Origin of the sequence: Streptosporangium sp. NPDC049046 (genome assembly GCF_040649155.1) — a bacterium.
Taxonomy (GTDB): domain Bacteria; phylum Actinomycetota; class Actinomycetes; order Streptosporangiales; family Streptosporangiaceae; genus Streptosporangium.
In genome coordinates this window covers 38,527-51,869 of record NZ_JBEZEZ010000016.1, presented here as the reverse complement: position 1 = coordinate 51,869, position 13,343 = coordinate 38,527, and the positions used below count along the sequence as shown (strand labels likewise).

Sequence of the window (13,343 nt, the reverse complement as noted above, 5' to 3'; positions counted from 1 at the left end):
CCGCGCGATGCGTACATTTTTTTGCGCATTCACCATAGCGGTCATCTCGTGTTTGAATCCGCATTGAAGAGGGTTTCGAGAGCTTGATATAAAAAAGGCGGTTGGCAATGGAGAGTCCACGGCTGAAGGCTCATTTCCATGTCGAGGTCGTGGACGGATCCCGGGTCTTCCTGTACGCGGAGGGAAAGGACTTCCTCGTGCCGGGGCAGGCCGCCGCGGCGGTGCTGCCCTACCTCGACGGTCGCAGGACCGTGAGTGAGATCGTCCAGGAGCTGTCCGGGCGCGTTCCGTTCACCACGGTGCTGACCACGCTGCGCCGCTACGAGGCGGCCGGACACCTCGCCGAGGGCAGGCCGGACCTGCCGGAGAGGGTGCTCGCCTACTGGGACGCGCTGGGCATCGACCCGGCGGCCGTCACCAGGGGCACACCGGTCACCGTCTCGGCCGCCGAGAGGGTGGACGCCGCACCGGTGGTGAACGCCCTCACCGAGCTGGGGCTGAACGTGAGCACCGGCGCGATCGGCGAGGTGCCCGCCGAAGGGGTGTCGGTCGTGCTCGTCGACGACTACCTCGACCCGGCCCTGGAGCACCGCAACGCGCTGCAGCTCGCCTCCGGGCTGCCCTGGCTGCTCGCCAAGCCCGGTGGCGTCAGCCCGTGGCTCGGCCCCTACCTCGACCCCGACCACACCGGCTGCTGGTCGTGCCTGGCGCAGCGGCTCGGCGGCAACCGCCAGCTGGAGCGCTACCTCGCCGGCAAGCGGGGCGAGCGGACGCCGCTGCACCCGGTGCGCGCGCAGATCGCGGCCGGACCGCTCGCGCTGGCCGGGATGCTCGCGGCCGAGGTCGCCAGGATCGTGGCGACCGGTGAGCCGGGCGCGCTCTGCGGCCGGATGGTCACCCTCGACCTGGCGACCATGGAGACCGGCGGGCACATCCTGATCCGCCAGCCGCAGTGCCCCTCGTGCGGCACGCCACCCGACGGCGACCCCAAGATCGTGCTCACCCCGAGCCTGGCGAACCACGTCACCGACGGCGGCTACCGGGTCAACCAGCCGCAGGAGACGTTCGAGCGACTGGAGCGGCACATCAGCCCGCACCTCGGCGCGATCACCAAGCTGATCTCGATCGGCGCCGACTCCAGCGGCCTGACCTTCAGCTACGCCGCGGGACACAACTTCGCCATGGTCAACGACAGCATGGACCTGCTCCGCCGCAACCTGCGCGGCCAGAGCGGCGGCAAGGGACGCTCGGAGATCCAGGCGAAGGTGAGCGCGGTCTGCGAGGCGATCGAACGGTACTCGGGGGTCTGGCGGGGGGACGAGCCGGTCATCCGGGCCGCGTACGCCGACCTGGACCCGGCCACCGCCGTGCACCCGGACCGGATGCTGCTCTTCTCCGACGAGCAGCGGGCCGGTCGCAAGGAGTGGAACGCCGACCCGGCGCACCGGCTGCAGCAGGTGCCCGACCCGTTCGAGGAGAACGTGCCGTTCGACTGGTCGCGAGCCTGGTCGCTCACCAGGGACGAGGAACGGCTCGTCCCCGCCGCCTACGCCTGGTACGGCCACCCCGACCTCTACGGCCACTTCTTCTGCATCGCCGACTCCAACGGCAGCGCCGCGGGCAACACCCTGGAGGAGGCGATCCTGCAGGGCATCTGCGAGCTGGTCGAACGCGACTCGGTGGCGCTGTGGTGGTACAACCGGCTGCGCCGCCCCGGCTTCGACCTCGACTCGCTGAACGACCCCTACGTGGACGAGCTGCGGGACTTCTACGGAAACATGGACCGCGACCTGTGGATGCTCGACCTCACCACCGACGTGAACATACCGGTGTACGCGGCCGTCTCCCGGCGCCGCCACGAGGTCGAGGACATCATGGTCGGCTTCGGCAGCCACCCCGACCCGCGCATCGCGGCGTTCCGCGCGCTCACCGAGCTCAACCAGTTCCTGCCCAGCGTGGACCGGCGTGACGAGGAGGGCAACACGCTCTACCGGGTGGACGACCCGGAGATGCTGGCCTGGTGCAAGGGTGCGGTGATCGACCGCGAACCCTGGCTGCTGCCGGATCCGGACCGGCCGCTCACCACCGTCGGCCCGCCCGCCCCCACCGACCTGGCCGAGTGCGTACGCCGGTGCGTGGACTCGATCGAGGCGGCCGGCTCCGAGGTGATCGTCCTGGACCAGACCCGCCCCGACCTGGACCTGAACGTCGTCAAGGTGATGGCGCCCGGCCTGCGGCACTTCTGGCGCCGGCTGGCACCCGGCCGCCTCTACGACGCGCCGGTACGGCTCGGCTGGCTCGACCGCCCGACCCCCCAGGAGGAGATCAACTCCTGGAACGTGTTCTTCTGAGACGGACGGTGCCCATGAACCCCATCATCGTCTCCCGGCTCCGCCGGGACGCGTCGTTCTCCGGCGAGCACATCCGGTTCGCCGCCACGGTCCTCGAACTGAAGAACCTGACACAGGGACAGGGCACCGCGCTGAAACTGCTCGCCGAGGGCGACCACGACGACACCGCCCTCGCCGCCGCGGTGACCACCGCAGACGGCGAGGCGGGACTGCTGCGCTGGCACCTGCTGTTTCGCAGGCTCAACACCTCCGGACTGATCGAACACGCCGTACAGGTGGACGGCGACGTCACGGCGAGGCTCTATCCGGTCGGCCGTGGCTCGACGCTGCCGGCGGCGGCCCCCGCGGGACCGGTGCGGCTGTCGCGGTTCGCCGAGGCGCGGGTGGTGGACGGCACGCTCACCCTGCGGGCCCCCGGCCGTCACCTCGCCGTCGAGCTGATGCCCCAGGCCGCGGGACTGCTCGGCGAACTCGCGACCTGGAACACCGGGACACCCGCCCCGCTGCTGCGGCTGCTCGCCACCGCCGGCCTGCTCGCGCCCGGCGGCCCGGACGAGGACCTGGAGACGACCGAGCGTTCCTACGCGCAGTGGCACCCCGCCGACCTGGCCTTCCACTCCCGTACCCGCTTCCCCGCCACGGTCGGCGGGTACGGCGGGACCTACCCCCTCGGTGACCGCTTCCCGCCCGAACCGGTCTCCCCGCCGCCCTCCGGCCTGCGTGCGGTCGCGCTGCCGGTGCCCGACCTGGACCGGATAGCGGCGACGGAGCCGTCGTTCACCGAGATCCTCGAACGGCGCGGCTCGACCCGCGCCCACGACGAGGAGACGCCGATCACCCTCGCCCAGCTCGGCGAGCTGCTCTACCGGAGCCTGCGCAGGCGGGGCACGATGACGGGCAGCGACGGCCAGCGGCTCGCCAACCGGCCGTATCCGAGCGGCGGGGCCGTGCACGAGCTGGAGGTCTACCCGCTCGTCACCGCGTGTGAGGGCCTGCCCGCAGGACTGTGGCACTACGCGACCGACCGGCACGAGCTGGAACTCGTCGCCGAACCCGGCAAGGCCACCGACGTGCTGGTCAAGGAGTCGCGAAACGCCGCGATGATGGAGACGGACCCGCAGGTCGTGCTGCTGGTGACGGCGAGGTTCGGCCGGGTGATGTGGAAGTACGAGACCGTCGCCTACCCGCTGGTGCTCAAGCACGTGGGCGTGCTCTACCAGACCCTCTACCTGGTGGCCACCGCGATGGACCTCGCCGTGTGCGGCCTGGGCGGCGGGGACGCCGCGGCCTTCGCCACCGCCTCGGGACGCGACCCGCTCCTGGAGGGCACCGTCGGGGAACTCGTCCTCGGCTCCCGGCCACGGACGGAAGGGTAGGCCCCGATGAGTTCTCGCCACCGGCCCCGGACGAAGGGGCGGAGCGCGATGACGTTCCGCCACCGGCCCCGAACAGAGGGGTGGAACGCGATGGCATTCCGCCACCGGCCCCGGACGAAACGGGATTCCGCACCCGGCCCCGGCCCCGACCTCGGCCCCGGCCCCGGCCCCGGACGAAGGGGTGGAGCGCGATGAGATTCCGCTACCAGGCGCTGCAACGAATGCGCGAACCCGACGAGCTGGACTCCCCCACCCTGCTCGCCACCCCCCGGGGCTGGATCGCGGTCTTCGTCGTGATGATCGTGATGGCGGGCGGGCTGGTCTGGGCGTTCGCCGCCGAGCTGCGCATCTCGGTCGCCGCCCCGGGCGTCCTCACCCACCCGGGCGGTACGGCCCGCATCCAGAGTCACTACTCGGGCCTGGCCCGCCGCGTGCTGGTCAGGCCGGGCGACCGGGTGATCGTCGGCCAGTCCGTCGCGGAGCTGCAGGACGCCGACGGCAAGATCCAGCAGGTGGCGAGCCCGTTCACCGGCCAGGTGGTCGGCACCACGGTCAACGACGGCCAGGTCGTCGCCGTCGGCACCACGATCGCCACCGTCGAACGGACCGACCTGCCCGACGACCGCCTGGTCGCGATGGTGTTCGTACCCGCCGACCGGGCCGCGTGGATCGCCCCCGGCCGCCCGGTCGACCTGGAGGTGTCCACCGCACCCGCCGCGGCCTTCGGGCTGCTGCGCGGCCAGGTCACCTCGGTGAGCCGCTACCCCCTCACCGGCGAGGCACTGGCCGGACTGGTGGGCGGCGAGCTCGCCGCCAAGAGGTACGCGGCCGTCCAGGCACCCCTGATGATCATCGTGGACCTGATCCCCAAACCGGGCACGCACTCGGGATACACCTGGTCGACCGCGCAGGGGCCACCCGTGCAACTCGACTCCCAGGTGACCGTTTCGGCCTCCATCCACCTGGGCGAGCAGACGCCGTTCGACCTGGTGCTCGGGCGCTGAGCGGAGGAGGCACCGATGACGGACATGACGACGAGGCCCGCGAAAGCCGCCCCCGCGAAGCGGGGAAGGCGCCGATGACGAACACGACGACGAAGCCCGCCAAGCCCGCGGTCACGAAGCGGAGGAGGCACCGATGACGAACACCACACTCGACCCCGCGAAACCCGCCAAGCCCGCGCCGAAGAAACAGCCGCAGCCCCCGCGTCCCCGCAGGAAGAACCGCCACCGGGTGCCGACCGTGATCCAGATGGAGGCGGTCGAGTGCGGTGCGGCCGCGCTCGCGATGGTCCTGGGCCACTACGGCAAGCACGTCCCGCTGGAGGACCTGCGCGGTCGCTGCGGGGTGTCCAGGGACGGGTCCAAGGCCTCCTCGATGCTCGCGGCGGCCCGCTCCTACGGGATGATCGCGAAAGGCTTCCAGGTCGAGGCCGAACTGCTCCGCGACCAGACCGGTCCGGTGATCATTTTCTGGGCGTTCCAGCACTTCATCGTGGTCGAAGGGCTCGTGACCAGGTTCGGCCGCACCATGGTCGCGGTGAACGACCCTTCGTCGGGCCCGCGGCTGATGGAGTGGTCGGAGTTCGACTCCGGCTTCACCGGGATCATGCTCACCTTCGAGCCGGGTCCGGACTTCAAGCCGGGCGGCGAACGCGCCAAGCTCAGCAAGGCGCTGCTGCAGTGGCGGCTGCCGTCAGGACGCGCCCTGCCGCTGGTGCTGCTCGCCAGCGCGCTGCTGCTCCTGCCCGGCATCGCGGGCCCCGCCTACTACCGGGTGTTCATCGACCGGGTGCTGACCGGCAACTCCCCCGGCATCCTGCCGCCACTGCTGATCGTGATGGCGTTCACCGCGGTGGCGATCTTCGTGCTCACCTCGGTGCAGCAGTACTACCTGCTGCGACTGGAGATCAGGGTCGGGCTGGTCGGCTCGGCCCGCTTCTTCCGGCACCTGCTCCGGCTGCCCATCGAGTTCTTCCTGCAACGCCGCCCGGCCGAGGTCGCCAAGCGGATCTCCACCAACGACACCGTCGCCGAGATCCTTTCTCGCGACCTCGCGCTGACCGTGATCAACATGGTGCTGGTGGTGTTCTACGCCGCGCTGCTGGTCCGCTACGACCCACTGCTCGGCGTGATCGGCGTCGGCATGGCGGCGCTGAACATCCTGGTCCTGCGCTGGGTCGCGCGGGCGCGCAAGGACGCGGTCACCGCGCTGCGCACCGACCGGGGCAACCTCACCGGCACCACCTTCGCCACGCTCAGCATGATCGAGACGGTGAAGGCCACCGGTGCCGAACCCGACGCCTTCACCCGCTGGGCGGGCTTCCTCGCCAAGGTAGTCTCCGCGCAGCAGCGGCTCGGCGTGCCCACCGCGGTGCTCGTCGTCGTACCACCGCTGCTCGCCACGGTGAACACCGGTCTGATGCTGCTGATCGGCGGGCTGCGGGTGGTGGAGGGCGTGCTCAGCGTCGGCATCCTCATCTCCTTCCAGACCCTGCTCGCCGCGCTCAGCAGGCCGGTCACCCAGCTCACCAACCTCGGCGGCCGTCTGCAGGACCTCAGCGCCGACGCCAAGCGCATCCACGACGTGGAACGGCACCCGATCGCCCGCTGTTTCGAGCGCAGCGGCGACGCGGCGGAGATCGGCACCCGCCTGGAGGGCCGCCTCGAACTGCGGAACGTCACCTTCGGGTACGGCCCGCTGACCGACCCCATCATCACCGACCTCTCGCTGAGCATGACACCGGGCAGCCGGGTCGCGATCGTGGGCGGCTCCGGCAGCGGGAAGTCCACCCTGGGCCGCCTGCTGACCGGCCTGTACGAACCGCGCTCCGGGCAGATCCTGCTCGACGGCCACCCGCTGGACCAGATCCCGCGTACCGTGCTCGCCGGCTCGATGGCCTACGTCGACCAGGAGATCGTGCTGTTCGCCGGGACCGTCCGCGACAACCTCACCCTGTGGGACGAGGCCGTCCCCGACGAGGTGGTGCTCGCCGCGCTCCGCGACGCCGCCGTCTACGACGCCGTGCTCGCCCGCCCCGGCGGGATCAACTCGTTCGTCCGCGAGGACGGCCGCAACTTCAGCGGCGGCCAGCGGCAGCGGCTCGAACTCGCCCGCGCGCTCGCCTCGGAGCCGACCCTGCTCATCCTCGACGAGGCCACCAGCGCCCTGGACCCGGAGACGGAACACGTCATCATGGACAACCTGCGCCGCCGCGGCTGCGCCTGCCTGCTGATGGCCCACCGGCTGTCGACCATCCGCGACGCCGACGAGATCATCGTCCTGGACGGCGGCCGGGTCGCCGAGCGCGGCACCCACGAGGAGCTGCTCGCCGCCGACGGCATCTACACGCGGCTGTTCAACACCGGAGGAGGACTGTGAGCCCCCGCCAGGATCGTCCCGCTGCCCGGCACCGGAGGGGCACCGTGAGCCCCGCCAGGATCACCGTCCCGTTGCTCGACATCGGAGAAGCATCGTGAGCCCCGCCGCGCTCGCCGGGATCGCCATCCCACTGGACCTCGGCACCGACCGGTTCACGGTCCTCGACAACCCCGGGCGGATGCTGCTCGTCGAGTCGGGCCTGGTGGACCTGTTCGCGGTCAGGACCGTCGACGGCGAACTGAACGGACGCTGGAACTTCCTCGGCCGGGCCGAGGCGGGCATGGTGCTCGCCTGCGGAGCGCCTTCCGGTCCGCGCCACGTGATCGTGGCCCGCCCGGTGCCCGGCACCGTACTGGCCGACGTCCCGGTCGCGGTGCTGCACGACCTGCCCACCGAGGCCGCCGCCTGGCTGGTCAAGGGGCTCGGCCGAGGCATCGAACTGCTCGCCGAGGCGCTGCCCGCCACCCTGCCGCCCAGGCAGTTCGTCCCGCTGCCCGTCGAGGGGACCGCCGAACTGGAGGCGGGCCGCGCCCTGCGGTCGGTCGACGGCGTGCGCTGCGTGCGCGTCGAGGAGGGCGAGGTGGGCATCGGCAACAGCGACGGCCTGGTGTTCGGCGCGGACAGCGACATCTGCCTGACCGAGCGGGACTGGCTCCTCGCCCACACCAGGATCCGGCTGCGGACCCGCTCGCTGCACTCGGTCTTCGACGAGGGCGTACTGTGCGAGTTCCTCGCCGCCCACGCCATCCGGCTGCTCGACACCGTCGACGACCGCCTGGAGCGGCAGCGCGAGGAGGAACGCGCCGCGCTCGCCGAACTGCGCGAACGCGAGAGCACCGTGCTCACGCAGGCCGTACGCAGCTTCGACGCCGTACTGCGCGACACCGAGGTCCAGGTCAAGCTGGCCGACGTGGCCAACGACCCGCCCGCCCTCGCCGCGGCCCGGCTGGTCGCGGCGCACCAGGGGTTCGAGGTACGGCCGCCGGTACGACGCGGGGGCCAGGACCGGCCGATGGGCGACCTGCAGGCGATAGCGCTCGCCTCCGGCGTCCGTACCAGGATGGTCCGGCTGGACGGCCCGTGGTGGACCCAGGACCTGGGCCCCATGGTGGGCAGCACCTCCACCGGCCGTCCCGTGGCGCTGCTCACCATGGGCCATGGCTACGTCATGGTGGACGACGGCGTGCTCACCCCGGTCACCGCGACCGTCGCCCGCGGCCTGGAGAAGCGGGCCCACGTGCTGTACCGGCCGCTGCCCGCCTCGGTCAAGACCGTCGGCGCGCTGCTGCGCCTGGGGCTCCTCGACGGCGGCAACCATCGTGACCTGCTGCGGTTCGCCGCCATGGGGGTGCTCGTCTCCCTGCTCGGACTGCTCGTCCCGATCATGACGGGCAAGGTGCTCGGCGTGTTCACCGTACGGGCCGAGCTCGACCTCATCGTCCAGGGCTCCCTGCTGGTGATCGGCTCCGGATTCGTGATCGCCGCCCTGTCGGTGGTGCAGAACATCGCGGTGCTGCGGGTCGAGAGCCGCACCACCTCCGCCCTGCAGTCGGGCCTGTGGACCCGGCTGCTCTCCCTGCCCGCCGGCTTCTTCGCCCGCTACTCGACCGGCGAGCTGGGCACCACGGTGCTGGGTATCAGCTCGGCGCAGGAGATGCTCTCCGGGATGCTCACCACGGCCACGCTGGGGCTGCTCACCGGATCGGCGAACCTCGTCCTGGTCTACTTCTACGACGTGCGCCTCGCCCTGGTCGCCACCGCGCTCATGCTGTTCGGCCTCGGGTTCGCCTTCGTCGCGGGACGGATGCAGCTCCGCTGGCAGCGACAGGCCTACGAGCACGAGCGGACCATGTCGGCCAGGGTCTTCCAGATGCTCACCGCGATGCCGAAGCTGCGGGCCGCCGCCGCCGAGGAACGGGCGTTCGCCGAATGGACGCGTGAGGCCACCAAGGGCCGCTCGCTCACCGCCTCGGCCCGCCGCATCCAGAACGCGGTGACCACGTTCAACGCCGGGTTCCCGCTGGTCTGCACGGGGATCGTGTTCGCGGTGGTCGCCGGGCCGATGGCGGGCCAGGTCTCCGTCGCCACGTTCCTGCCGTTCTTCACCGCGCTCAGCCTGCTGCTCGCCTCCAGCCTCCAGTTCACCGCCGCCGCCGTCACCGCGATGGGCGTCGTGCCGATGCTGGAGAACATCAGGCCGATCCTGGAGGCCCGCCCGGAGACCGACGGCACCAAGGCCGACCCCGGCGACCTGTCGGGGCGGCTCGGGCTCAGCAAGGTGTCGTTCCGCTACGGCCAGGACGGCCCGCTCACCCTCGACGGGGTCGCCCTCTCCATCGAGCCCGGCGAGTTCGTGGCCCTCGTCGGTCCCTCGGGCAGCGGCAAGTCCACGGTGCTGCGGCTGCTGCTCGGCTTCGAGACCCCGCTCTCGGGCACCGTGCTCTACGACGGCCAGGACCTCGCGGAACTCGACGTCTCCGCGGTCCGCCGCCAGTGCGGGGTGGTGCTCCAGAACGGCGCGCTGCAGGCGGGCAGCATCCAGGCCAACATCGTCGGCAGCGGCGTCCACACCGTGGACGACGCCTGGGCGGCGGCCGAGATGGCCGGGCTCGCCGCCGACATCAGGGCGATGCCGATGGGCATGCACACGGTGCTCTCCGAGGGCACCAGCACACTGTCGGGCGGTCAGCGACAGCGCCTCATGATCGCTCGCGCACTGGTCGCCCGGCCCCGCATCGTGTTCTTCGACGAGGCGACCAGCGCGCTGGACAACCCCTCCCAGAGCCGGGTCGCCGAGAGCACCCGCCGCCTCAACGCCACCCGGGTGGTGATCGCCCACCGGCTCTCCACGGTGGTGGCCGCCGACCGCATCGTGGTGATGGACGAGGGGCGGATCGTCCAGCAGGGCACCTACGACGACCTCCTCGCCGACCGGGACGGGCTCTTCGCCCGCCTCGCCACCCGCCAGCTCTCCTGACCGGCTTGTCGGCTGCTCCCGGACCGGACACGACACCTCGCCGAACGGCGGCCCCGCCCGGAGGCGGGGCCGCCGTCGGCTCCTACCGGTTTCCACCGGGCTCTACCGGGGCGGCGTCCCGTTGGGGAGCGCGCTCGGCGCCGGAGCGTACCCGGTGGCCCGGGTGGTGAAGGTCCCCCGGCCCTGGGTCCGGCTCCGCAGTCTGGTCGCGTACCCGAACAGCTCGGCGAGCGGCACGGTCGCGGTGATCACCACCGTTCCCGCCCGCGCGGTCGAGCCGGAGACCCGGCCGCGTCGCGCCGACAGGTCGCCCAGCACCCCGCCCGCGGCGTCGTCGGGCACGGTGACCGCGACCTCGACCACCGGTTCCAGCAGCACCATCGCACTGGCCCGCAGTGCCTCCCGCAGCGCGAACCGGCCGGCCGCACGGAACGCCATCTCCGAGGAGTCCTTGGGGTGGGTGGCCCCGTCGGTCAGCGTGACCAGAAGACCGGTCACAGGATGACCTCCGAGAGGACCTTCGGCGAGCGCGTCCCGGCATCCGGCCTCCACCGCCCGGACGTACTCCCTCGGCACCCGCCCGCCGACGACGGTCGAGCGGAACACGAAGCCCGCCGTACCACCGTCACCGCTGCCGGTGCCGGTGTCCGCGAGGTCCTCCAGCGGCTCCACGTCGAGGACGACGTGGGCGAACTGCCCGGCGCCGCCGTCCTGCTTGACGTGCCGGTACAGCAACCCCGACACCCCGCGCCCGACCGTCTCCCGGTAGGCCACCTGCGGCCGGCCGACCCCCACGTCCAGCCCCTGGGTACGACGGATCTTCTCCACCGCGACCTCCAGATGCAGCTCGCCCATCCCGGAAAGCAGCGTCTGACCGGTCTCGGGGTCGGTCCGCACCACCAGCGAGGGATCCTCCTCGACCAGCCGTGCCAGTGCCGACGCCAACCGTCCGGTGTCGACGCCCCTGCGTGCCTCGACCGCGACGGAGACCACCGGATCGGCCGCCGTCGGCGGTTCGAGGACGATCGGCGCCTCGGGCGCGCACAGGGTGGCGCCGGTACAGGCCGACTTCAGCCCGACCACCGCGACGATGTCCCCGGCCACCGCCAGGTCCACCTCCGTGTTCCGGTCGGCCTGCACATGCAGGATCCGGCCGATCCGCTCGGTACGCCGCGCACCCGCGTCCAGCACCGTGTCCCCCTTCCGGATCGTCCCCGAGTAGACGCGCAGGTAGGACAATCGTCCGGTCGCCGTCGAGTTCACCTTGAACACCAGCGCGGCGAACGGCGCCGCCGGGTCTGCGGCCCGCTCCAGCACCGCACCGTCCCGGGAACCGTCCGAGAGACCGTTCCGGGCATCGTCCGGAGCACCGTTCCGCGAGCCGCCCAGGCTGCCGCCCCGGGTGCCGCGTACGGGCGGCACGTCCAGCGGCGAGGGCAGGTAGGCGACGACGGCGTCCAGCAGCGGCTCGATCCCCCGGTCGCGGTAGGCCGATCCGCACAGCACCACCACGCCCTCCCCGGTACGGGTCAGGTCGCGCAGTGCGGCGTCGAGAGTCGGCGCGGAGATCTCCGACTCGGCGCAGAACTCCTCGAACGCGACCGGATGCAGTTCGGCCACCGCCTCCTCAAGCAGGCGGCGGCGCCGACCCGCCTCCTCGCGCAGCACGTCCGGCACCGGCCCCTCCTCGAACGTGTCACGACCGCCGGCCCAGACCAGCGAACGCATGCGCACCAGGTCCACCACGCCGGTGAACCCGTCCTCCCGACCGATCGGCAACTGGACCACGAGCGGTACCACCCGCAACCGCTCGCGGATCGACGCGACCGCCGCGTCGAGGTCGGCACCCGCGCGGTCGAGCTTGTTGACGAAGGCGATCCGCGGCACCCCGTGCCGGTCGGCCTGCCGCCACACCGACTCGCTCTGCGGTTCGACGCCCGCGACGGCGTCGAACACCGCGATCGCGCCGTCGAGCACCCGCAGTGAGCGCTCCACCTCGTCGGAGAAGTCGACGTGGCCGGGGGTGTCGATGAGATGGATTCGATGGTCGTTCCAGACGCAGCTCACCGCCGCGGCGAAGATGGTTATTCCACGGTCGCGCTCCTGGGAGTCGAAGTCGGTGACGGTCGTCCCCTCGTGCACCTCGCCACGCTTGTAGGTGGCGCCGGTGACGTACAGGATCCGTTCGGTGACGGTGGTCTTGCCCGCGTCGACGTGGGCGAGGATGCCCAGGTTGCGGACGCCGGTCAGCGAGTCGGTGATACGACGGTGCGGGTTGGTGCGCACGGCCCATGGCCTTTCGGCAGGATTCCGGACAGGACTGCGCGATTCCCGGACGTTCTCGGACGGGACGACCTGGGTTCAGTTCGTCAGGTAGACCCCGGCACGGCGTGGCCGCACGGGGACATGTCCCGTGGGCCGACTCGGCGGTAGGCGGTCGAAGGTCAGAGGTTCGTCACGGGTGGTCGACGTCGGCCGCGCGGCCGGCGTCGGGCACCAACGAAGACACCAGGATCACGTCGAAGCGTGACGGGGGAACGACCACGGCGGTGCGATGACGCACGGCATGCTCCCCTCACTGGTCAGGACGCGCACACCACGGTGTCGCGGCGGCGCATGATCAGTGGCGAGTGTACTGAGACCGGCATGAGCCGGTAAAACGGTTTTCTCCCCGACGGAGACCCGGCGAAGAGGAGTCCGCCGGGAAGCGACCTCGGCCGTTGGAAAGCCGACAGGCGGGGGCGGGGCCGAATCCACACCGCCCGCCCGCCGGGAAGACCGTCGGCGTCGCGCCGTCGGCCCGATCATCTCTAGGACCGGCTGGTCTCCATGTTGCAGATCGGGTCGGTGTTGTTGTTGCGGTCGAAGGTGAACTTGAACTTGCCGTAGAGCTTCCAGCTCGACGGCACCGACACGGTCGAGCTGGGCGTGTGCGAACCGTAGCCGTTCTTCGCGCTCTCGGTGGACCACGTGTAGTGCGCGGTGTCGGTGCTCAGGCTGACATCGCGCATCAGGACGGCCTTGACGTTGTTCTTGGTCGATCCCGACTCGCCGTAGATCGTCCAGGTGAACCTGTCGAGCGTGGTCTTCCCGGAGACGGTGTTGGTGGTGTAGTGGATCGCCCCCTCACCGATCATGCCGGAGGCGCTGCAGCTCCCGGAGCGGGAGGCGGCGTTCGCCGCGCCCGCGGTGCCGACGACGGTGAGCATCGCCAGTCCGGCGACCATGAGAGCCCCGGTGGAAAACTTCTTCAACATC

Annotated in this window: 7 protein-coding genes; 5 read left to right on the top strand and 2 right to left on the bottom strand. The window is 71.4% G+C overall.

The genetic code is table 11. From position 1 onward, the window contains the following. The first annotated feature begins 107 nt into the window (after positions 1-107). The 5 genes from AB0B96_RS22920 to AB0B96_RS22900 all read left to right on the top strand — a co-directional run bounded on the left by AB0B96_RS22920 (position 108) and on the right by AB0B96_RS22900 (position 10,085). Entirely contained in the window at positions 108-2,351 is a 2,244-nt protein-coding gene (locus AB0B96_RS22920) for a TOMM precursor leader peptide-binding protein (RefSeq protein ID WP_362901597.1), read from the top strand. A 14-nt stretch (positions 2,352-2,365) separates the two neighbouring features. After that, positions 2,366-3,727, top strand: a complete 1,362-nt coding sequence (locus AB0B96_RS22915; RefSeq protein WP_362901595.1) for a SagB family peptide dehydrogenase — start codon at positions 2,366-2,368, stop codon at positions 3,725-3,727. Between the two features lie 191 nt (positions 3,728-3,918). Then, a complete protein-coding gene (locus tag AB0B96_RS22910) occupies positions 3,919-4,731 on the top strand; it encodes an HlyD family efflux transporter periplasmic adaptor subunit (protein WP_350944999.1) in 813 nt (270 codons plus the stop codon). Between the two features lie 133 nt (positions 4,732-4,864). Beyond that, a complete protein-coding gene (locus tag AB0B96_RS22905; RefSeq protein ID WP_362901592.1) occupies positions 4,865-7,108 on the top strand; it encodes an NHLP family bacteriocin export ABC transporter peptidase/permease/ATPase subunit in 2,244 nt (747 codons plus the stop codon). A gap of 94 nt (positions 7,109-7,202) precedes the next feature. Continuing rightward, on the top strand, positions 7,203-10,085 hold the full coding sequence (locus tag AB0B96_RS22900; RefSeq protein ID WP_362901590.1) for an NHLP bacteriocin export ABC transporter permease/ATPase subunit: 2,883 nt from the start codon (positions 7,203-7,205) through the stop codon (positions 10,083-10,085). A gap of 102 nt (positions 10,086-10,187) precedes the next feature. On the opposite strand, the gene fusA is transcribed toward AB0B96_RS22900, so the two are convergent. Then, entirely contained in the window at positions 10,188-12,371 is a 2,184-nt protein-coding gene (fusA, locus tag AB0B96_RS22895; RefSeq protein WP_362901588.1) for an elongation factor G, read from the bottom strand. Between the two features lie 524 nt (positions 12,372-12,895). After that, positions 12,896-13,342 (bottom strand): hypothetical protein, encoded by a 447-nt coding sequence (locus AB0B96_RS22890; protein WP_362901586.1) that lies wholly within the window; start codon positions 13,340-13,342, stop codon positions 12,896-12,898. Position 13,343: the final 1 nt, after the last annotated feature.